The sequence below is a fragment of the Deltaproteobacteria bacterium genome (assembly GCA_016875225.1).
In the GTDB taxonomy this organism is placed as follows: domain Bacteria; phylum Myxococcota_A; class UBA9160; order SZUA-336; family SZUA-336; genus VGRW01.
Window position 1 is genome coordinate 21,941 of sequence record VGRW01000026.1, and the last position, 19,324, is coordinate 41,264.

Genomic DNA, 19,324 nt, shown 5'->3' on the forward strand with positions numbered 1-19,324 from the left:
AGCGTAGCGGCTAGTCGACCCGGATGGTCGCCTTCTTGATCTCGAGCTTCTCCTTGGTCGTGCCGCTGGGCGAGCCCGCCTTCTCGAGCGCCCCGACGGTGTCCATGCCCTTCACGACCTCGCCGAAGACGGTGTGCTTGCCGTCGAGATAGTTCGTCGGGACGAAGGTCAGGAAGAACTGGCTGCCGTCGGTGCCGGGGCCCGCGTTCGCCATCGAGAGCATGCCGGGCTTGGAGTGCGACGCGCCGCCGAACTCGCCGTCGTAGCGGTAGCCGGGTCCCCCGCGTCCCGAGCCGGTGGGATCGCCGCCCTGCGCCATGAAGCCGGGAATCACGCGGTGGAAGATCACGCCGTCGTAGAAGCCGAGGTTCGTCAGGTAGATCGTGCTGGTCACGTGCATCGGCGCCGAGTCGGCGAAGAGCTGCACCTCGATCGGACCCTTGTTGGTGTCGAGCACCCAGACGTACTTCTTGCCCTTGGTGAAGCTCACCTGCGCGGGCTTGGGCAGGCGCTCCTTCCAGCGGTCGGCGTTCTTGTCGATCTTGGCGCTCGCGATCTGTGCGTCGACTGCGGCGATCGCCGGGTCCGTTGCGGCCATGGGCTTCTCCTCTGCGGCGATTGCCGGCGTGATGGATCCGAACAGGCTGAGTGCCGCGACGATCGCGGCGAGAATCGATCGGTGCATGCGTAGCGTCTCCTTCAGGTGAGGTCGAGCCCGAGATTTCGCGCGATGATGCGCTTCATGATCTCGTTGGTGCCGGCGTAGATCGACTGCACGGCCGCGTCGGCGTAGTCGGTCGAGATCGGGTACTCGAGCATGAAGCCGTATCCGCCGTGCAGCTGAAGGCACTCGGAGGTGAGGCGCTTCTGCAGATCCGTGGTCCACCACTTCGCCATCGAGACCTCGGTCACGATGTTCTCCTTGCGCACGTGCGCGGCGAGGAGCTTGTCGGTGAAGGCCTGGCCGACCTCGACCTCGGTGGCGAGCTCGGCCAGCCGGAACTGGATGTGCTGGAAGCCCGCGATCGGCTGGCCGAACGCGCGACGCTGCTTCACGTACTCCATGGTGTCGTCGAGCGCGCGCCGGCACGAGGCGATCGACGCGACCGCGATGCAGAGCCGCTCCTGCTGCAGCTTCTGCATCAGCTGCTTGAATCCGCGGCCTTCGTGGCCGCCGAGCAGGTTCGCCACGGGCACGCGGCAGTCCTGGAAGAACAGCTCGCTGGTGTCCTGGCCGCGCAGGCCGAGCTTGTCGAGCTTGCGCCCGCGCACGAAGCCGGGCGTCTTCGCCTCGACGAGGAGCAGGCTGATGCCGCGGTGCGGCGGGTCGGACGCGGGGTCGGTCTTGGCGACCACGACGAACAGGTCGCCGATCTGTCCGTTCGAGATGAAAGTCTTGGAGCCGTTCAGGACGTAGGCGTCGCCGTCGCGGATCGCGGTCGTCTGCACGTTGGCCAGGTCCGAGCCCGTGCCCGGCTCGGTCATCGCGATGCCGAGGATGATCTCGCCGCGGATCGCGCCGGGCAGGTACTTCGCCTTCTGCTCGGGAGTTCCGAACTCGGTGATGTACGGCATGCAGATGTCGGCGTGCAGCGACGCCATCAGCGCGTGCGCGCGCAGGTACGAGAGCTCCTCCATCACGATCGCGTCGAAGAGGAAATCGCCCCCGGCCCCGCCGTACTCCTCGGGCGCGTCGCCGCCGAAGAAACCCTCTTCGCCCATGCGCCGCCAGCTCTCGCGGTCGCTCATGCCCTTCTCGTTCCAGCCCGCGATCTTCGGCTCGATCTCGCTCTTGGCAAAGCGTTTGAACTGCTCCCGGAACAGCTCGTGCTCGTCGCTGAAGATGTCTCGCTTCATGGGGGTGGCCTCCGGACGGGTGGCGCGATTTTGGGAGAATTCCGCCGTGGCCGCTAGTCGGCGCGGGCATGCGCGACCGCGGCGACTACGGCTCGAGCACGACCTTGATCGCCCCCGAGGCTCGGCTCGCGGCGGTGGCAAAGGCCTCGGCCGCGGCGTCGAGCGGGAAGCGGTGCGTGATGATCGCGCGCGGCAGCTCGGGCGTGGCCGCGAGCGTGGCGGCCGCAGCGTCGATGTCGCGGCTCACCGCGCCGCGCGAGTAGAGGAAGGCCGGCATCAGCGTGACTTCCTTCATGCCCATCGCGAGGCCCGGCATGCCGACCGGCTGCCAGTAGATTCCCGGGATCGAGACCTTGCCGCCGGGCTTTGCGAGCTCGACCGCCTGCGCGAGCGCACTCTCGCTGCCCGCGGCCTCCACCACCAGGTCGTACTGCCCGCTGACCTGTGTCGCGCCGAGCCGCTCGCCCGCCGCACGCTGCGCGTCGTAGCGGGCCACGAGCGCGACTTCGGCGCCGCTCGCGCGCACCGCCGCGACGGCGCAGAGCCCGATCGTTCCGCCTCCGACCACCGCGACGCGCTGGCTCGCGCGCAGCCCAGCGCGGCGCAGCGCGTACACCATCACCGCGAGCGGCTCGACCAGCGACGCGTCGCGAAGCGGCAACCCGCTCGGGAGCGGCACCAGCGCGCGCGCAGGAACGAGCATCTCGTCGGCCATTCCGCCGTCTCGCCCCACGCCGTGGAACATCGCAGCGCCTTCGACGCAGAGGTTGTAGTCCCCGGCCCGGCACGGCTCGCAGCGCCCGCAGGGCGACATCGGCTCGACGGCCACGGGCTTTCCGTCGTCGGTGACTCCTGCGATCTCGTGTCCGAGCGTGACCCCCTGCACCTGCCCGAGCATGTGCAGGTCCGAGCCGCACACCCCCGCCGTCGCAACGCGCACTCGCACGCCCGGCCCCGACGGCTCCGGCAGCACGACGACCCGGACTTCACGTCCCGTGCAACGCACCGCGCGCATCGCGACTCCCCTCTCGTGCGAAGCGTACACGAGTCCTGCCCGGCGGCTCAGATCGAATCGGAGACCCCGCGAACGAAGAGCGGCTCGACGCCGAGCGCGCGGGCGTCCGCGCGCATCTCCGCGTCGGCTGGCAGCGCGATCGGCTGCGACGCCGCTTCGAGCACCGCGTCGAGCAACGTCGCGTCACTCGAGGTGTCGAGGAAGAGTCCCGGACGCGCGAGCACGTAGTGGACCGCCCGCCGCAGCGCCTCGCGATCCCGGATCGGCATGTACCAGCTGAAGCGCTTTTCGGCGTCGGCCTCGGTCCAGCGACGGCGCGCGATCGACTTGATGGTCTGCAATGCGACGCCGTTCTCGCGGCAGAGCACGTACAGCGCCTCGAAGTCCCGCGCGTACTCGGCCTGCTCCATCATGGAGTGGTTGTAGGGGGCCAGCACGGAGTCGAAGGGGAACCGCTCGAGGCTCTTCAGGTGCATCGCGGCGGCGCGCGTGCCGTGGCCCGTCACGCCGATGAAGCGGACGAGCCCTTCGGCGCGCGCCTCCACCAGCGCGTCCAGCGCGCCGCCCGGCCCGAGCGCCGTCTCCCACTCGACCTCGTCGACCAGGTTGTGCATCTGGATCAGGTCGACGGAGCGGACGTCGAGGCGCGCGAGCGAACGCATCAGCTCGTTGCGGGCGGCGTCGGCGGTGCGCTGCCCCGTCTTGGTCGCGAGGAAGAACGCGCTTCGGTGACGCTTCAGGAACGCTGCGAGGCGCAGCTCCGAGTCGCCGTAGCTCGCCGCCGTGTCGATGTGATTCACGCCGAACGCGAGCAGCTTCTCGAGCACCGCGTCGGCACGCGCCTGACTCATTCCGCCGAGCGCCGCTGCGCCGAACAGCGTCCGGCTCGAGAGGTGGCCGGTGCGGCCGAAGGGAATCCGTTCGATCATGGCAGCGCCTTCCCCGGAGGTCGACCCAAGCAAGCCTACTCGATCGAGAGCTCCGCTGGTGGAATCCCCCTCGTGCGTCGTATCCTCGATTCCAAAGAGGAGGGGTTCCATGCCAATGCCAAAGGTCGTCCTCGTCACCGGCGCGTCGTCCGGGTTCGGCCGTTGCATCGCGCGAACGCTCGCCGCGCGCGGGCACCACGTGTACGGCACGAGCCGTGCGCCTGCGGGTGACGACGGCGCGGTCCGAGTGCTGCCGCTCGACGTCGCCTCCGACGACTCCACGCGAAGCTGTGTCGAGGCGCTGCTCGCCGCCGAGGGCCGCATCGACGTTCTGGTCAACAACGCCGGCGTCGGCCTGTGCGGCTCGGTCGAGGACACCGGACTCGACGAGGTCCGCTGGCAGATGGAGACGAACTTCTTCGGCGCCGTGCGAATGATTCGCGCCGTGCTTCCGCAGATGCGCGCGCAGCGGGCCGGACGACTGATCGCGATCGGCTCGCTGGGAGGCCTGGTCGGCATGCCGTACCAGCCGTTCTACAGCGCCAGCAAGTTCGCCCTCGAGGGTCTGAACGAGGCGCTGCGACTGGAGCTCGCGGGAAGCGGAATCGACGCCACCTCGATCACGCCGGGCGACTTCAAGACGGGCTTCACCGCCGCTCGCGTCTTCGCGCGCGAGTCGCGCTCGCCCGCGCACCGGGAGCGCATGGAGCGGGTCGTCTCGATCTACGAGCGCGACGAGCGAAACGGCGCGGATCCGCAGCGCGTCGCCGATCTGGTGGCGAAGCTCGTGGCGGCGCCGCGCGTCGGCGTCCGCTACTCGGTCGGGCGCTGGGACCAGCGCGCCGCGGTGTTCGCGAAGCGGCTGCTGCCCGCGGCGCTCTTCGAACGAGTCCTCGCATCCACCTACTCGATCCGCTGAGGGGCGAACGCAGATGCAGCTCCCATTCACCGAAGGCAGCTTCTGGCTCGAGCCGCCCGTGCAGCTCGCGCCCCGGCTCGAAGGCGATCTGCGCTGCGACGTGGCCGTGGTCGGTGGCGGCATCACGGGGATGTGCGCCGCCCTGCGGCTCGCCGAGCGCGGAGTCGACGTGGCGCTCGTGGAGGCGGAGTTCTGCGGCGCGGGCGCGAGCGGCCGGAACGCGGGGCACGTCACGCCGACGATCGGCAAGGACATCGTGAGCGTGATCCGGCAGGCCGGCCGCGAGCGCGGCGCACGCCTGATCCGCTTCGCCGAGCGCGCCGTCGAGTTCTGGGAGGAGACGATCGCCAGCCGCGGCATCGAATGCGAGTACGTGCGCAGCGGGAACGTGGTCGCCGGCGTGCATCCGCGCCACCGCGAGCCGCTGCGCAAGAGCGCCGAGCTGGCGCGCGAGCTCGGCGTGAAGGCGAGCTTCCTCGACGAGGCCGCCATGCGCGCGCGCGGACTTCCGCCCGCGTTCCGCTTCGGCGTGCTGGAAGGCTGTGGCGGGCACATGCACCCGGGCAAGTACGGGCTCGGCCTGCGGCGCGCGCTGCTCGCGTCCGGCGCGCGCGTGTTCGAGCAGACACCCGTGCAGACCTTGCAGCTGCGAAGCGAGCCGCGCGTCGAGACGGCAGGCGGATCGCTTCGCGCGCGCAAGCTGCTGCTCTGCACGAACGCCTACACGCCCGTGGCGTTTCGCCTGCTGCGCCACAAGATGGTTCCTGCGCGGGTGCACCAGTTCATCACAAGGCCACTCACCTCCGCCGAGCGCGACTCACTCGGCTGGCGCGGCGGGGAGGCGATCTACACCGCGCACGAGATCCTCGAGAACTACCGGATCACGGCGGACGGCCGCGTGGTCGGCGGGTCGAAGGACGTGAACGTCGCGTTCGGAAACCGCCTTCCGGAAGCCTGCCAGCCGGATTCGTTCCGTCTGATCGAGCGCGCCTTCCGCGAGCGCTTCCCCACCCTCTCCGGCGTTCCGATCGAGCGCTACTGGGGCGGCTACATCGCGATCACCCTGGATTTCCTTCCCGTCCACGGCGCGCTCGCCGGCGGCCAGGCCCTCTACTACGGCGGCTGCAACGGGCACGGCGTTCCGACCTGCACGCTGATGGGCGCAACGCTCGCGGACGAGGCGCTCGGCGAGAAGGCGGAGATCGCCCGCGCGCTCGACCGCTTCGAGCTGCCGTGGCCACCCGAGCCACTGCGCTGGCTCGGCGGCCAGGCGCTGCTCTGGTATCTGCGGCGCGCCGACCGGCGCGTCGACGACGAGCTGCGCGCCGGCGCCTGAACGGCAGAGTTTCAGGGAACGAGCGGCTTCTCGAGCTGCCACGATCCGACGTCGATCCAGCGCTCGTGCTTCCAGCCGACCCGGCGCAGATGGCCGACCTTCTCGAAGCCGAGCGATTCGTGCAGGCGCACGCTCGCGTCGTTGGGCAGCGCGATCGCGCCGATCAGGCTCGTGTACCCGAGCGCGAAGATGCGCGAGATCGTCTCTCGGTAGAGCGGCTTGCCGAGCCCCTGCCCCTGCAATCCGTTGCGCAGGTAGATCGTCGACTCAGTGGCGAAGCGGTACGCCGCGCGCTCGCGGAACCGACCCGCACAGGCGTAGCCGAGAATCTCTCCGCCGCGCGCGTGGACGAGCCACTCGTGCTGCGACAGCGTGCTCGCGATGCGCTGCGCCATCTCGGAGTCCGAGACCGGATCGACCTCGAAGGTGATCACGGTGTTCTCGACGTACCAGTTGTAGATGCGCGAGATCGCGGGAGCGTCCGCGAGCGTCGCGCGGCGGATTTCGTCCATCGCTCCATGTTACGCGATCGACACCTTCGCGGGCCGCTAGCGGGCGAGCTTCGCGGGCAGGATCACCATGGTCTGGCCCTCGAACTGCAGACGCTTCTGGATCGCAAACGCGGTCTCGTTGTGCAGGAGTCGCTGGTACCAGCGCTCCCGCTCGAAGACGACCTTGCCTGCGAAGACGGTGGTGTGGGGAAACTCGCGCGCGACCTGCAGACAGAGCTTCTCGGCCTCCTCGACGGCGTCGGTGCCGATCGCGAAGCGGTAGCTCGCGGCGACGCCCAGGCCGTGGGCCAGATCCACGTAGCGGCCGAGCATGTGCTCCGTCTCGGCGCGAAGCGCCTCGAGCGCGTCCTCGCCCTTGAACGCGCCGGAGTCGATCACGCCGACGGACAGGAAGACGATGTTCCGGAAGTGATCCGGAAAGCTGCGCAGGATTCCGTACGTGGTGTGGATGCCGAGCCCGCCGTACGACGCGACGAGCACCGCCGCCGTGGGCGCTGCCGGGTCGAGGCCGTGCGCGAGCGCGCTCGCGATGCGCGCGGCCCGGTCGGGCTCGGCGGGCAGATCCCCGAGCTGCGCGTACAGGGCGGAGAGCGCCGCGCCGACGCGCCGGTAGTGCCGGCGCACGACGAAGCAGAGCGCGACGACCGCGGCGGTCACCGACAGAGTCAGCCATCCGCCATCCTCGAACTTCTCGAACACGGTGATCGCGAGCACCGTCGCGCAGAGCGCGAGGCCCGTGCCGAAGAGCGCGAGCCGGCGCCGGACCGTGGCCCGCTGCGACGAGCCCCTGCGGCGCAGCCAGGCGAGAAGCATCGCCAGCATCGAGAGCGAGAAGGTCAGGAACACGTTGATGCTGTACATCACGACGAGCGCGCGCACGTCGCCCGCGGTGTAGATCAGCGCGGCGAGCGCCGCCCCGCCCATCAGGAGGATGCCGTTCTGCGTCGTGAGCCGGTCGGAGAGCGCTGCGAAGCGGCGCGGCAGCCACGAGTCACTGGCCATGTTGGCGAGCACGCGCGGGCCGTCGAGGAAGCCCGCCTGCGCGGCCACGACCAGAAGCGCGCCCTCGGAGAGCAGCGTGATCACCGCGAAGCCCCGGCCGAGGGACGATCCGAAGCTCCCGCCCCCGGCGCCGAAGTACGGCAGCGCGGCGACGACCTGCTCGACCAGCACCGCGTTCAGCGTCTTGCCCGGAGCGAAGACGACCTTCCAGAGCAGGTAGGAGAGCAGCAGTCCCGTGGAGGTGAAGGCGAGCGAGCTCGCCATGTACACCATGGTGCGTTGCGCCGTACGCACCCGCGGCTCGCGCATGATCGGCACGCCGTTCGAGACCGCCTCGATCCCGGTGTAGGTGCCGCCTCCGAGCGAGAACGCGTGGACGAGGAGCGCGAGCATGCCCGCCGTGCCGAGAAGCGCATGGCCGCCGCGAAAGCCCGCCCCGAGCTCTTGTGCGGTGTTCGGCAACTCCGACGCTCGCAACAACAGTCCGCCGCCGATCACGGCGACGTGCGTGACCAGGAAGACCAGGAAGATCGGCGCCAGGGCGAGCACGGACTCGCGCGCGCCGCGCAGGTTCAGCGTAGTGAGCGCGAGGATCAGCGCGATCTCGATCGGCAGCTTCGCTACGTGCCAGGCCAGCGGCGCGAAGCTGAACAGCGCATCACCCGCGGCCGCGATCGAGACGGTGATCGTGAGCACGTAGTCGACCAGGAGCGCGGACCCGGACAGAACGCCGGCTCGCGGACCGAGCAGCTTCGTCGCCACCACGTACCCGCCGCCTCCGTGGGGGAACTCCTCGATGATCCGGCTGTACGCCGCCGAGATCACGAGCACCGTCGCGACCATCGCCGCCGCGAGCGCGACGGCCAGATAGGCGTGCTCGCCCAGGCTTCGGAACGCCTCCTCCGGGCCGTAGGCGAGGACGAGAGGCCGTCCGCGCCGAGACCCACCCACGCCAGGAACGGCACCAGCGACAGGCGGTGGAAGATCGATCGATCCGCCAGGCTGCGCGGCGCGCCGATCAGCAGGCGCCACGCGCGCACGGGGAACGGCTCGTCGGCCATTTCTGGAACCTCCGCGTTGATCTCGAGGAGATCGACGACGGAGGCTCCGGCGGGGTCTCCTCTCCGACGCCTACGGGGTTAGCTGACGGGCTCGGGCCGAAGAGATTGCCCTACACCGGACGGCGAACCGGCCGGTGATACGCCCCAATGAGTTGGGTCCCCCGTTCCCACCGCATTTCTCCGCGGCGTGGACTCGGCGATTGCGGCGCGAAGAGATATCGCCGCTCCTCCCCCTGCGCAATGAGTCGATCCTCGACCGCGCCCGAGCGGGTATGATCGAGCCGCAAACCGTCACGAGAATGACCGACCGAAGCGGAGGAGCGGATGACAGGAGTCGTCGCGGCGCTCGTGCTGGGCGCGCTCACCTGGTCGTTCCTGGAGTACGTGATCCACCGCTGGCTGGGACACGACACGCGCACCCGTCCCAACCCCTTCGCAACCGAGCACGTGCGGCACCACGGCGAGGGCGACTACTTCGCGCCGAGCTGGAAGAAGGCGCTGGCGGCGCTCGCCGTGGTCGGCCTGCTCAGCGGACCTGCGGTCTGGCTCGCGGGAGCGAGCGCCGGGCTGGCGTTCGTCGTGTCGTTCGCGGGCACGTATCTCGGATACGAGGCGATGCACCGGCGCGAGCACACCCACGCGGGATTCGGGGCCTACGGTCGCTTCGCGCGCCGCCACCACTTCTACCACCACTTCGCGGATCCGAAGACGAATCACGGCGTCACGTCACCGCTCTGGGACTGGGTCTTCGGAACGCTGCGCCCGCCAGGCGTGATTCGCGTACCCGAGCGGCTCGCGATGCGCTGGCTGATCGACCCCGAGACGCGCGCCATGCGACCGGAGCACGCCGAGCACTACGAGCTGATCCCGGCACGGCGCGGGTAGGCGCGCGGAATCTCGGGCTTCACGCGCGAGCGAGAGCGGGTACAATCGCGCGCATCACTCCAAACCTCTCCCATGAGCGCGCAGCGAACCAAGCCGAGCGCGACGACGTCCGAGCCGGCGAACCGACTTCATTTCGGCAGTTGAGGAGCGAGCTCGAGGCGCTCGGCTGCTTCGAGCCGGCGCCGCTCGCGCCGCTGGTCGACGCCGCGCTCACCTTCGCCGGCGCGCTGGCCCTGTTCGTGCTCGCGGCGCGGTCTCCGCTCTGGGCCGGCATTCCCCTATTCGCGATCGCGTCGGTGCTTCACGCGCGGATCGGCTGGGCGATGCACGACGCCGCCCACGGCAACCTGTTCGGGAATCGCCCGATCGACGAGGTTCTCACCTGGGTCTTCTGCTTCATCCTGGGCGAGTTTCCGTCGGGCTGGAGGCACGGTCACAACGCGCACCATCGCGCGCCCAACGTTCGCAGCATCGACCGCGACAAGCGAGAGCGCTGGGAGCCCGATCGGCGCTATCGCTCGCGCGTGTGGGCGGCCATCGACGTGCTGGTCCTCGTGCGGCGCAACGGCCTCACGCTGCCGCGACTGCTGGCGCTGCTGGGCGTGCGCGACGCGTTCTACACGAAGGACCACCGACCGGATCGGTTTCGCGGTGAGCTCGCGAACTCGCTCGCGGGTACGGCCGTCATCCTGGCGATCTTCGTGTTCCTCTATGGTCCCTGGGGCGTCGCCTTGTACATCCCCTACAGCTGGATCGCGGGCGTCTACCTGAACTGGATCTTTGCCGGAAACCACTACGAGAAGCCGGCCTGGGACGAGCCGCCCGCGCTCGACTTCGCCGCGCTGCAGATCGTGACGACGAGCAACTACACCGGCGGCGCCGCGATCCGCGCGCTCTGCGGCGGCCTCGAGAACCACATCGAGCACCACCTGTTCACGAGCATGCCCCGCCGCCACCTGCGGCGGGCGGCGCCGGTCGTGCGGCGCTACTGCGCTTCGCGCGGCCTGCCCTACATGGAGCGAACGCTCACCGCCGCGACCCGCAGCGTGCTCGACTTCCACACGGTGGGCGTCCGCCGCTAGGACTCGAGCGATCGGTCAGGATTCGAATGGCGCGCGATCGCCTCGCGCGCGTTGAAGAGCAGGCGCTCGCGGCCGAGGCGCTCGGCCAGGCCGGAGCGACGCACCACCTCGAGCACGCCCGGATTCAGTCCGACCAGCCAGAGCTCGAAGCCGCGCGTCTGTGCGCGTCGTTCGGCCTCGATCAACAGCTGCAGCCCGGAGTATTCGATGTCGGGCACCCGAGAGAGGTCGAGCGCGAACACGCGCGGCTGGTACCGGGCGACCAGCTCGTTGAGCTTCTCCGCGACACTCTGCGCGTTCAGAAAGTAGATGCGGCCCTCGGGCCGCGCGATCAGCAGGCCGGGGAACGTCTCGTCGTCCGGATGCTCCGGGGAAAGCGGGCGCAGCACGTCGGCGCCCCGTTTGCGCCCGATCACGTACACCTGCGGCCGGACGGTCTGACTGGCCAGGCCGATCAGCGACACGATGATCGCGACGACGATGCCCTTCAGCGTGCCGAACACCAGCACGCCGAGGCAGGCGATCAGCGCCCAGCGGAACTCCATCGTGCGCACCTTTCGGATCGCCACGAACTCCGCGGGCGCGATCAGTCCGACCGAGTACACGATCACGACCGCGGCCAGCGTCGCGTGGGGCATCAGGCCGATCAGGGGCGCGAGCAGAAGCATGGTCAGCCCCGCGGCCGCGGCCGTGACGAGCGATGCTTTCTGCGAGCGGCCGTCCGCCGCGCGGACCACCGCGGTCTGCGAGGTGCCGCCGCCGGCCGGCATGCCGCCGGTGAACGCGCCGCCCAGGTTCGCTGCGCCGGTCGCGATCAGCTCACGGTTGGCGTCGATCGGGGGATCGCTTCGGTCGGCGAAGGCGCGCCCGGCCGCGATCGTCTCGGTGAAGCTCATGAGCGCAATGCCGAGCGCACCGGGAATCATCTGCTGCGCGAGCGCGAGGTCGGGAAGCGTGAGTGTCGGAAGCCCCGTCGGTATCCGTCCGACCGTCGCGACACCGAGGTCGTGCAGACCGAGATACCACGAGGCCGCGATGCCGCCCCCGATCGCGACCAGCGGCGCCGGCAGCTGCGGCCGGAGGCGCTCGATCCCGATCAGCACCAGCAGCGTCGCACCCGCCACGGCGGCCGTGATGAGCGATGTCTCGGGCACGTGCTGCGCGAACGTCCCCACGTCGCGGAAGAAACCCGCCTTCGCGACGTGGACGCCCAGAAGCTTCGGCGCCTGGTCGAGCACGATCACCAGGCCGATCCCCGCCTTGAAGCCGGTCAGGACCGGCGCCGAGATGAAGTTCGCGACGAAGCCGAGCCGAAGCGCGGCGGCCAGGATCAGCGCGACACCGACCAACGCGCCAAGCGTGGCGACGGCGACGAGCAGACGGCCCGGATCTCCATCCGGCACGGCCAACCCCAGCTGTGTGCCGGCCAGGATCGCCACCGTCGTGGTGGAGCTGACGCTCAGCACCCGCGAGGACCCGAGCAGCGCATAGATCACCATCGGCAGGAAGGCGGTGTAGAGACCCACTTCGACCGGCAGCCCGGCCACGCTCGCGTACGCCATCGCCTTGGGCAGCACCACCGCGGCGGCCGTGAGGCCTGCGACGAGATCGAAGCGCAGCGAGCTCCCGTTCGCGCTTCGCTCGGTCACGACGGCTTCGGATCTCTCGTCGGATCGGAGCATTGCACCCGGCGCATCATCGCACTCCGCCCGGTCGCGCGCTCGACGGCGCCCGGCCCGCATGGCGGACGGGAGACGACCTGACTAGTCTGCGCGAGTGAGCTGGCTGGCACGAGAGGCCGTGATCCGGCGCGTCGTGGACGGCGCGCTGCGCGGCAGCGCGCCCGTCGTCTTCGGCGGGCCGGGAATGGGAAAGACGACGCTCGTCGAGGCGGCCGCCGCGCGGCTGCGCGAGAGCGGAGCCGACGTGGTCGTGCACGAGCACGCCGACGACGACGACCAGCCGCGCGAAGCGCCCGGCGTGGTCTGTCTGCGGTCGGGAGGGATCGCGCTGCACCGCGCGCTCGTGCGCGCGCGCGGCGAGCGCGAGCTCGACGGGCGTCGGGTTCAGCGGGTGCCGCTCGTTCTGCTCCAGCGCCGCGATCTGCGCGCCTGGGCCGCGGCCGCGGGCTATCTCTTCGCGGAGAGCGAGCTCGAGCGGGCCTTCCGCGGCAACGGCGGTCACCCGTTCGTGTTCGCGGCCTGGCTCGAGGCCTGCCGCTACACGCGCGTGCCGGAGCTGCTCGAGGCGCGCGTGGTCGAGGCCTGCGCGCCGGTCTTTGCGCGCATCGATCGGGAGCTCGCGCACCCCGAGCTCGCGCCGCTCTGGACCTGGCTCGAGCAGGCGCGAAGTTCGGGCGTGGACGACATGCAGCGCGCAATCGGAGCCACCAAGCCCGCGCTCGACCGGCTCGCGATCGCAGGCCCGGTCTCGCGCACGCTCGGCGCGAAGGCCGAGATCTCGGTCGCCTGCGAGCTCTACCTGCTCCACCGCACGCGGTAGGATGGCGGCCGCTCCGCGGATGGAGCGGGAGGAACGAGATGCCGCGTCTACGCCAGGTTTCGCGCGCCGAAGCCGCTCCGTCGGTGCTGAAGATCTACGACCTGCTCTTCGGGTCGCGCGATCCCGTCGCTCAGCCGGGCACCGCGACCGGCACGCCGGGGAACTGGTGGACCGTCTTCGCGCTCGTGCCCGACGTCTTCGATCACGCCGTCGCCGGATTCGGGCTGTACCGGAGCCCCAAGCGCCTGATCGATCCGAAGATCCGAGAGCTCGCGATGATGCGCGCCGGCTACGCGCGCGGCAGCCAGTTCGTGTTCTCACAGCATTGCAAGGCCGCGCGCGCGCTCGGCATGCCCGAGGCGCAGATCCACGACATCCCCGCCTGGCCGACCTCGAACGCCTACTCCGCGCTCGAGCGCGCGGTGCTCGCGTACACCGACGATCTGGTGCTGCAGGGCGGACGCGTCTCCGACGACACGTTCGCGGCGCTGCGCGCGGGCCTCTCCGACGAGCAGGTGCTCGAGCTCACCTACATCACCTGCACCTATGAGCTGCACGCGACGATGTCGCGCGCGCTCCGGCTCGAGTACGACGATCGCGACGACCCGATCGTCGAGGCCTAGGCGGAGGCGGCCCCGCGGGCGCTGCCGCGGAAGAATCCGCGCGCAGACAGGTAGAGCAGCAGACCCACCGGCCCCGCCATCAGCGTGAGGAACAGGACCGGCGCCAGGCGATGCCCCCCGCCCGGCGCGTCGCCCATGATCCAGCGCGCGACGAACAGATCGAAGCACAGGTAGTGCACCCAGCCGGCGAGCGTGCCCCACTCGCTGTCGAAGAACGCCATGACTCCGGCCAGGCTGTTGAAGCTCGGCGCGGCGCCGCCATCGGCCACCGGGGCGGCGCCCGCGCCGGAGAACGCGATGCAGATGAAGACCAGGTAGAGCGCGGCCAGGATCTGCCACGGCCAGAGTGACTCGACCAGACGACGAGAGACACTGGAGCGCGGCGCGATCAGCCAGATCAGCCAGATCGGCAGCGGAAGCACGTTCGCGAGCGTGAACAGGGTCGCAGGATTCATTCGGACCTCCGGATGGTTGGAAGCGCGTCGGCGAGCGCGAGCTCGTCGGTGGCCAGACAGAGACGGGCCGAGGGATCGCCGTCGAGAATCGGCTCGAGACGCGCACCGCGGCGCGCTTCGGACGGCCAGGCGCCGGCTCCGGGCGCGAAGCCGAAGTAGAACGCGCCGGCGCCGCGCGCGAGCCCGGCTCGGACCGCCCGAGCCAAATGGCCGAGCGCGACCGTGCCCATGGTGAAGCGCGCGTTCAGCTCCACGACGGGGCGCAGGGTCCGCGCGCCGTCGCTGCCGCGGAATACGAAGGCGTCGACCCCGCAGGCGCCGCGGAAGCCCTCGCGCGCCGCAGCCCGCCCGATCGCGAGCGCGGCTTCGCGAAGCGCTGCGTCCCACGCCGTGCCCGAGTCGACCTCGCCTTCGCGATCGATCCGACCGACGTGGCCGGTCGGCGCGCCGCGCGCGGAGACGACTTGCCGAAGCGTCCCGAGCACGCGGACCTCGTCGGGCCCCGAGACGAGAAGCTGTGCCGAGAGATCCAGCATTCGCTCGAGCCAGGGCTCGATCAGCGCGCCGCCGCGATCGCGCAGGCGCGACAGCGACCGGGAGAGAAGCTCGGCGTCGATGCGACCGTCCGCCCCGTCGAGCCGGCCGCGGCCGCTCGTCCCGAGCCGGGGCTTCACGGTGAAGCGCGCTCGGAGCTCGAGCGGCCAGCGCGCGACCGCGGATTCGATCCGACACCGAACGGCGTCGGCTTCGACGAGCTCCTCGGGCCCGAGCGCAAGCGTCGCTCCCACGAGCGGCGGCGGAACCAGGCCCGACGCCAGCGCCGCTTCCTGCGCGAACGCCTTGTCGTGCACGCGCGTCACGACTTCGGCCGGGGGCGGGGCGAACGGAACGCCCTCTTCGCGCGCGAGCCGCTCGGCCTGCTCGGTCGCGAGCCAGGGCACGAGTGACTCGCCCGGCGCGCAGAACGGCAGCGCGGGCCGCTCGGCATCGCAGGCGAAGGCCGCGGCGAGGCGCGGCGCTTCCGGCGCGCCTGGCCCGACCAGCCGCGCGCCGGCCGGAAACAGCGCCGCCCACAGGCGCGCGGCCGTGCGCACGCGGGGGTGCGCGCTCATGCGCTGCCACGCGTCCGGCTCCTCCGCGCCGAGGTTCGCGAACAGCCGCGTCGGGCCGCTCACGGCCGCGCTGCCGGCTTCCCCGGCGGTCGCTCGTTCTCGGGCCGCGCCGCGCGCACGTGCTCGATCAGCGCCTCCGAGAGCCCCGAGGCGCGGCGCGCCTCGACGCTGAACGTGCGGCCCTTCGCGCGCGCGGCGCCGAGCGGAAACGGCACGGAACGGCGATAGGCGGTGAGCTCGTCCTCGTCGTCGGGCGAGAGCGGACCGAGCCATTCGGCGGCGAGCCGCACGTGGCGCCGCTCGTCCGCGTGGATCACCTCGGAGACGCGCGCGCTCTCCTCGTCCCCGCCGCGCCGGAAGCCGTCGGCGAAGATAAGTGTGAAGTCGAGACTCGCCTGCTCGAGCGTGAGGCCGATCCCCGCGAGGAACGCCGCCGGCCCGCGCTCGTGCGCGCGAATCGCGGCCGCGTGCTTCCAGAAGTAGTCGGAGAGCGGCTCGCCGCCGAGCGCGGCGCCGTGCGCGCGAAGCCGCTCGAGGTACATGCGGCAGTGTCGCTGCTCGTCGGCGAGCGCCAGGCACCAGCCGCGGCGCAGCTCCGGCGGGGCGTCCGGCCAGAGCAGGAGCGCCCAGGCGAAGAGCTCCACGGCCATCAGCTCGTGGTGCGCGAAGCGCCGCAGGCAGACGATCCGAGCCAGCGGATCGGAGAGCACGCCCGGTCGCGGCAGTTTTTGCGCTCCGCCCCGCATCTCGAGCTCCCGCGCGCGCGCGGGCCGGTCGAAGACGAGCGGCGGCCCGGGCTCGAAGTCCGGAAGCCAGCTCCCGTCCGCGCGCACGACCGGCGCGAGCTTTGCCTCGAGCTCCCCGCAGGCGAGGATCTGGATGCAGAGCTCACGGACGCTGGCCGGCGAGTCGGGCATTCGCACTCGATGCGCGCAAGCGCGAGCTGCAGACTACAGCTCGGCCGCGGATTTCGGTAAGGTCGCTCCACCCCCCGAGGCTCGGGTCACCGGATTCGCCGGTCGATCCCGTGTGAGGGGCGATGGTCGAGACCTTTCGCGAGTTCGGGATCTCGGACGCGCTCGACGTCGGGATCGTCGCGGTGCTGCTCTACGCCGGAATCTCCTGGCTGCGCCGCTCGCAGGCGGCGTTGGTGGCGCTGGGCATGGGGCTGCTGGGCCTGGTGTACCTGGCGGCGCGGCTCTTCGACCTGCAGCTCACGACCTGGGTCTTCCACGGCTTCTTCGCCGCGGCCGCTCTCGTGCTCGTGGTGATCTTCCAGGAGGAGCTGCGGCAGGGCTTCGAGGAGCTCGCGGCCGTCGCGATGGGCCGGCGCGAGGACCCGCGTCCGCGACTCGACTCGACCGAGGTGCTGGCGCGCGCGCTCGCGCGGCTGGCCCGCGAGAAGCACGGGGCGCTGGTCGTGATCGCGGGACTGCAGAAGCTCGACCGCCACCTTTCGGGCGGCGAGCTGCTCGGCGGGCGCGTCTCGGAGGCGCTGATCGAGAGCCTGTTCGACCCTCACTCGCCCGGTCACGACGGCGCGGTGGTGATCTCGGACCGCGACGTCGCTCGCTTCGGCGTGCACCTGCCGCTGGCGCGCGGCGCGAACCTGCCGCACGGGCTCGGCACGCGGCACAGCGCCGCGCTCGGACTGTCGGAGCGCACCGATGCGCTCTGTCTGGTGGTCTCCGAGGAGCGCGGCGCGATCTCGGCCGCGCGGCACGGAGCACTGCAGGCGGTCGAGAGCGCGGCGGACCTGGAGCGCCTGATCGCCGCGTTCCACCGCGAGCGACGCGCGCTGCGCGGCTCGCGCCCGAGCCTGCGCGGCGCGCTGCAGGGACACCGGCTGGAGAAGGCCGCGGCGCTCGTGCTCGCGCTCGCGCTCTGGCTGGTCGTGGCGGGCGCGGGACCGGAGCGCGCGGTCGCGGCCGGCCAGGCCGAAGGCGCGCGCAGCAGCGCGAGCGCGAAGCGCTAGGCGGGAAAGCGCGCGGACGCGCGCAGGCCCAGACGGGCGAGCCGGAACTCGACGCCGGTCGCCAGACAGCCGAGCCCGTAGCGCACGCTGCGCGAGAAGTTGATCGACGAGGCCTCGGGAAAGTACAGCGTCGGGCAGGTGATCTCGGCGATCTCGGAGCCGCGCCAGAGGATCTCGGCCAGCATCTGGTTGTCGAAGAGGAAGTCGTCGGAGTTCTCGTCGAGCGGAAGCGCGCGCAGCAGCTCCGCCGAGAACGCGCGGTAGCCGGTGTGGAACTCCGAGAGCTTCGAGCCGAGCAGCCAGTTCTCGGCGAGCGTGAGCACGCGGTTCGAGACGTACTTCCAGATCGGCATCCCGCCGCGCAGCGCGCCGCCGCCGAGGATGCGCGAGCCGAGCACGCACGGATAGACGTCGCCGCCGACCAGCGCCACCATCGCGGGCAGCAGCTTCGGCGTGTACTGGTAGTCGGGGTGCACCATCACGACCACGTCGGCGCCCGCGGCGAGCGCCGCGCGGTAGCAGGTCTTCTGATTGGCGCCGTAGCCGCTGTTCCTCTCGTGCACGATCAGCTTCGTCTTGGCAAGCGTCGCCGCGATCCGAGCCGTCTCGTCGGTGCTCGCGTCGTCGACGACGATCAGCTCGTCGACGATGCCCTGCGCCATCACCTCTTCATAGGTGCGGCGAAGTGTTCGCGCCGCGTTGTACGCGGGCATCACCACGACCACTCGTCTGTCTCGGTACATCCTCGGCTCCGCGCGCATGATACGGTCTGCGCTCGGTATCGGCTCCGGGGAGACGAGAATGGACGAGCTCGAGGGATTCCAGCGCCGCCACCTGCGGTCGCTCGCGCACCCGCTGAGGCCCGTGGTGATGATCGGCAAGGAGGGCCTCACCGAGGCCGTGCTCGCCAAGACCGACCAGGAGCTTCTCGCGCACGAGCTGATCAAGGTGCGCTTCGGCGACTGGAAGGAAGAGAAGCGCGCGCTTCTGGCCGAGATGGCCGAGAAGCTGCTCGCCGAGGTCGTCGGCGTGGTCGGACACGTGGGCATCCTGTTCCGGCAGAACCGTGAGCCGAAGAAGCGCAAGATCCGCGTGCCGGCGCGGCCGCGAGCTCAGGCGGGCCGGGCCGGCGGCGGCGGCGGCGCGGGCTCGTAGTCGACCAGGAGCGGTCCCCGCTCCGCCGGCGTCTCGAGCAGTCGAAGCGCCGCCTCGATCACCGCGTGCTGGCGCTCGGGCTGGTTCGGCGCGTCGAGCGGGTAGCCGTGCCGGAACGGGAGCGCGAGCGCTCGCGGTGGACGCACGCGCTCGGCAACGCTGCGAAGCAGCACCAGCGCCACCGTCGAGATGCCGTTTCGCTCCAGCTCCGCCGCGGCCAGGCACACGGCCTGGTTGCACATCGGTCAGACGGGGACGAGAAGCGCGGCTTGGACGCCATCGGCCAGCGCGTCTGCGGCCATCCGCGGCAGCGTCTCGGCCACGAAGCGACCCGGCGCGGTGATGCTCCCCATGAAGCTCCAGTGGCGGTGGTTCAGCGAGCCGATCCGACCGCGCAGGGCGAGCTCGCGCGCGCGCTGGAGCGGAAACGCCAGGTTCGGGTCGCTTTGCATCCCCGCATGGTCGAACGACTCGCTGCGGTGCGTGTCGACGAGCGCGGCGGGATCGGCGTCGCTCGGGATCTCGCGGAAGCTCGGGTCGCCGCCGCGAATCCCCTCGTCGAAGGCCGGCTGCCCCGGCATCACGAAGCCCGCGCTCGAGAAGAGCGCCAGCCGCGCGCGCGCGAGCGGCACGCGCAGCGGAGCCCAGGGGACGGGATCGACGACCCGCCAGCGGTAGCCGCGCAGGAACATCCGGATCGGCAGCGAGAACTCGGAGAGATCGCCCACGGCGCGGCCTCCTGGCGAGAGGGTCGACGAGCACGCGACCGGCCGCAAGCCCGACTTGCTGTGGTAGCGTAGGCGCATGCTGCTCCAACGCGCGTCCCAGCTCTGGCGCTTCGCGAAGTTCGGCCTGCCCCTGTCGCGGATGCGGCCGGAGACCCCGCGCACGATCGCGGCCGTGA

At 70.9% G+C, this 19,324-nt stretch carries 20 protein-coding genes and 1 pseudogene; 8 read left to right on the forward strand and 13 right to left on the reverse strand.

Annotated elements, in window-relative coordinates:
* Positions 1–10: 10 nt before the first annotated feature.
* From FJ108_08645 to FJ108_08660, 4 genes are all read right to left on the reverse strand, one after another.
* Positions 11–685: a peptidylprolyl isomerase gene (locus FJ108_08645; GenBank protein MBM4335968.1), complete on the reverse strand. Its 675-nt coding sequence runs from the start codon at positions 683–685 to the stop codon at positions 11–13.
* A 14-nt stretch (positions 686–699) separates the two neighbouring features.
* A complete protein-coding gene (locus tag FJ108_08650; GenBank protein MBM4335969.1) occupies positions 700–1,857 on the reverse strand; it encodes an acyl-CoA dehydrogenase in 1,158 nt (385 codons plus the stop codon).
* 85 nt (positions 1,858–1,942) lie between these two features.
* Positions 1,943–2,872: a zinc-binding dehydrogenase gene (locus FJ108_08655; protein ID MBM4335970.1), complete on the reverse strand. Its 930-nt coding sequence runs from the start codon at positions 2,870–2,872 to the stop codon at positions 1,943–1,945.
* A 47-nt stretch (positions 2,873–2,919) separates the two neighbouring features.
* Positions 2,920–3,801: an aldo/keto reductase gene (locus tag FJ108_08660; GenBank protein MBM4335971.1), complete on the reverse strand. Its 882-nt coding sequence runs from the start codon at positions 3,799–3,801 to the stop codon at positions 2,920–2,922.
* A 109-nt stretch (positions 3,802–3,910) separates the two neighbouring features.
* Between FJ108_08660 and FJ108_08665 the strand changes: the two genes are divergently transcribed.
* Positions 3,911–4,720, forward strand: a complete 810-nt coding sequence (locus tag FJ108_08665; GenBank protein ID MBM4335972.1) for an SDR family oxidoreductase — start codon at positions 3,911–3,913, stop codon at positions 4,718–4,720.
* A gap of 13 nt (positions 4,721–4,733) precedes the next feature.
* A complete protein-coding gene (locus FJ108_08670; protein ID MBM4335973.1) occupies positions 4,734–6,056 on the forward strand; it encodes an FAD-dependent oxidoreductase in 1,323 nt (440 codons plus the stop codon).
* 11 nt (positions 6,057–6,067) lie between these two features.
* On the opposite strand, the gene FJ108_08675 is transcribed toward FJ108_08670, so the two are convergent.
* On the reverse strand, positions 6,068–6,568 hold the full coding sequence (locus tag FJ108_08675; GenBank protein ID MBM4335974.1) for an N-acetyltransferase family protein: 501 nt from the start codon (positions 6,566–6,568) through the stop codon (positions 6,068–6,070).
* A 36-nt stretch (positions 6,569–6,604) separates the two neighbouring features.
* Positions 6,605–8,631, reverse strand: a pseudogene (locus tag FJ108_08680) (APC family permease).
* A gap of 324 nt (positions 8,632–8,955) precedes the next feature.
* Here FJ108_08680 and FJ108_08685 point away from each other — a divergent pair.
* Both FJ108_08685 and FJ108_08690 read left to right on the forward strand, forming a co-directional pair.
* Positions 8,956–9,516 carry a hypothetical protein gene (locus FJ108_08685; protein MBM4335975.1) on the forward strand — a complete coding sequence of 187 codons (561 nt, stop codon included), beginning with the start codon at positions 8,956–8,958 and terminating at the stop codon, positions 9,514–9,516.
* Complete coding sequence (locus FJ108_08690; GenBank protein MBM4335976.1) at positions 9,276–10,598, forward strand: acyl-CoA desaturase; 1,323 nt, start codon at positions 9,276–9,278, stop codon at positions 10,596–10,598. Before FJ108_08685 ends, FJ108_08690 begins: the two co-directional genes overlap by 241 nt.
* On the opposite strand, the gene FJ108_08695 is transcribed toward FJ108_08690, so the two are convergent.
* Positions 10,595–12,280 carry a SulP family inorganic anion transporter gene (locus FJ108_08695; protein MBM4335977.1) on the reverse strand — a complete coding sequence of 562 codons (1,686 nt, stop codon included), beginning with the start codon at positions 12,278–12,280 and terminating at the stop codon, positions 10,595–10,597. The genes FJ108_08690 and FJ108_08695 overlap by 4 nt on opposite strands.
* 94 nt (positions 12,281–12,374) lie before the next feature.
* On the opposite strand from FJ108_08695, the gene FJ108_08700 reads away from it, so the two are divergent.
* Together FJ108_08700 and FJ108_08705 are read left to right on the forward strand one after the other, a co-directional pair.
* Complete coding sequence (locus tag FJ108_08700; protein MBM4335978.1) at positions 12,375–13,100, forward strand: hypothetical protein; 726 nt, start codon at positions 12,375–12,377, stop codon at positions 13,098–13,100.
* Positions 13,101–13,138: 38 nt separating this feature from the next.
* Positions 13,139–13,723 carry a carboxymuconolactone decarboxylase family protein gene (locus FJ108_08705; protein ID MBM4335979.1) on the forward strand — a complete coding sequence of 195 codons (585 nt, stop codon included), beginning with the start codon at positions 13,139–13,141 and terminating at the stop codon, positions 13,721–13,723.
* Here FJ108_08705 and FJ108_08710 read toward each other — a convergent pair.
* The 3 genes from FJ108_08710 to FJ108_08720 are packed head-to-tail and all read right to left on the reverse strand — an operon-like array spanning position 13,720 to position 16,207.
* Positions 13,720–14,178 (reverse strand): DUF4281 domain-containing protein, encoded by a 459-nt coding sequence (locus FJ108_08710; GenBank protein MBM4335980.1) that lies wholly within the window; start codon positions 14,176–14,178, stop codon positions 13,720–13,722. The two genes, FJ108_08705 and FJ108_08710, sit on opposite strands and share 4 nt — an antisense overlap.
* Entirely contained in the window at positions 14,175–15,353 is a 1,179-nt protein-coding gene (locus tag FJ108_08715; GenBank protein ID MBM4335981.1) for a hypothetical protein, read from the reverse strand. The genes FJ108_08710 and FJ108_08715 overlap by 4 nt, the downstream gene beginning before the upstream one ends.
* Complete coding sequence (locus tag FJ108_08720) at positions 15,350–16,207, reverse strand: ferritin-like domain-containing protein (protein ID MBM4335982.1); 858 nt, start codon at positions 16,205–16,207, stop codon at positions 15,350–15,352. The genes FJ108_08715 and FJ108_08720 overlap by 4 nt, the downstream gene beginning before the upstream one ends.
* A 122-nt stretch (positions 16,208–16,329) precedes the next feature.
* On the opposite strand from FJ108_08720, the gene FJ108_08725 reads away from it, so the two are divergent.
* Positions 16,330–17,265 (forward strand): hypothetical protein, encoded by a 936-nt coding sequence (locus tag FJ108_08725; protein ID MBM4335983.1) that lies wholly within the window; start codon positions 16,330–16,332, stop codon positions 17,263–17,265.
* Here the strand turns inward: FJ108_08725 and FJ108_08730 are convergent.
* The gene (locus FJ108_08730) at positions 17,262–18,008 is read right to left on the reverse strand and encodes a glycosyltransferase family 2 protein (protein ID MBM4335984.1); all 747 of its coding nucleotides are present in this window, start codon (positions 18,006–18,008) and stop codon (positions 17,262–17,264) included. The genes FJ108_08725 and FJ108_08730 overlap by 4 nt on opposite strands.
* Positions 18,009–18,066: 58 nt before the next feature.
* Here FJ108_08730 and yhbY point away from each other — a divergent pair, with 58 nt between their 5' ends.
* Entirely contained in the window at positions 18,067–18,420 is a 354-nt protein-coding gene (yhbY, locus tag FJ108_08735; GenBank protein ID MBM4335985.1) for a ribosome assembly RNA-binding protein YhbY, read from the forward strand.
* On the opposite strand, the gene FJ108_08740 is transcribed toward yhbY, so the two are convergent.
* Together FJ108_08740 and FJ108_08745 are read right to left on the reverse strand one after the other, a co-directional pair.
* Positions 18,378–18,662, reverse strand: a complete 285-nt coding sequence (locus tag FJ108_08740; protein MBM4335986.1) for a hypothetical protein — start codon at positions 18,660–18,662, stop codon at positions 18,378–18,380. The two genes, yhbY and FJ108_08740, sit on opposite strands and share 43 nt — an antisense overlap.
* Before the next feature lie 3 nt (positions 18,663–18,665).
* Positions 18,666–19,226 (reverse strand): hypothetical protein, encoded by a 561-nt coding sequence (locus FJ108_08745; protein ID MBM4335987.1) that lies wholly within the window; start codon positions 19,224–19,226, stop codon positions 18,666–18,668.
* Between the last annotated feature and the right edge of the window lie 98 nt (positions 19,227–19,324).

Coding starts and splice junctions, on each gene's coding strand:
- FJ108_08645 (MBM4335968.1), bottom strand. CDS start 685: ATGCACCGATCGATTCTCGCCGCGATCGTCGCGGCACTCAGCCTGTTC.
- FJ108_08650 (MBM4335969.1), bottom strand. CDS start 1,857: ATGAAGCGAGACATCTTCAGCGACGAGCACGAGCTGTTCCGGGAGCAG.
- FJ108_08655 (MBM4335970.1), bottom strand. CDS start 2,872: ATGCGCGCGGTGCGTTGCACGGGACGTGAAGTCCGGGTCGTCGTGCTG.
- FJ108_08660 (MBM4335971.1), bottom strand. CDS start 3,801: ATGATCGAACGGATTCCCTTCGGCCGCACCGGCCACCTCTCGAGCCGG.
- FJ108_08665 (MBM4335972.1), top strand. CDS start 3,911: ATGCCAATGCCAAAGGTCGTCCTCGTCACCGGCGCGTCGTCCGGGTTC.
- FJ108_08670 (MBM4335973.1), top strand. CDS start 4,734: ATGCAGCTCCCATTCACCGAAGGCAGCTTCTGGCTCGAGCCGCCCGTG.
- FJ108_08675 (MBM4335974.1), bottom strand. CDS start 6,568: ATGGACGAAATCCGCCGCGCGACGCTCGCGGACGCTCCCGCGATCTCG.
- FJ108_08685 (MBM4335975.1), top strand. CDS start 8,956: ATGACAGGAGTCGTCGCGGCGCTCGTGCTGGGCGCGCTCACCTGGTCG.
- FJ108_08695 (MBM4335977.1), bottom strand. CDS start 12,280: ATGCTCCGATCCGACGAGAGATCCGAAGCCGTCGTGACCGAGCGAAGC.
- FJ108_08705 (MBM4335979.1), top strand. CDS start 13,139: ATGCCGCGTCTACGCCAGGTTTCGCGCGCCGAAGCCGCTCCGTCGGTG.
- FJ108_08710 (MBM4335980.1), bottom strand. CDS start 14,178: ATGAATCCTGCGACCCTGTTCACGCTCGCGAACGTGCTTCCGCTGCCG.
- FJ108_08720 (MBM4335982.1), bottom strand. CDS start 16,207: ATGCCCGACTCGCCGGCCAGCGTCCGTGAGCTCTGCATCCAGATCCTC.
- FJ108_08725 (MBM4335983.1), top strand. CDS start 16,330: ATGGTCGAGACCTTTCGCGAGTTCGGGATCTCGGACGCGCTCGACGTC.
- FJ108_08730 (MBM4335984.1), bottom strand. CDS start 18,008: ATGTACCGAGACAGACGAGTGGTCGTGGTGATGCCCGCGTACAACGCG.
- yhbY (MBM4335985.1), top strand. CDS start 18,067: ATGGACGAGCTCGAGGGATTCCAGCGCCGCCACCTGCGGTCGCTCGCG.
- FJ108_08740 (MBM4335986.1), bottom strand. CDS start 18,662: ATGTGCAACCAGGCCGTGTGCCTGGCCGCGGCGGAGCTGGAGCGAAAC.
- FJ108_08745 (MBM4335987.1), bottom strand. CDS start 19,226: ATGCGCCTACGCTACCACAGCAAGTCGGGCTTGCGGCCGGTCGCGTGC.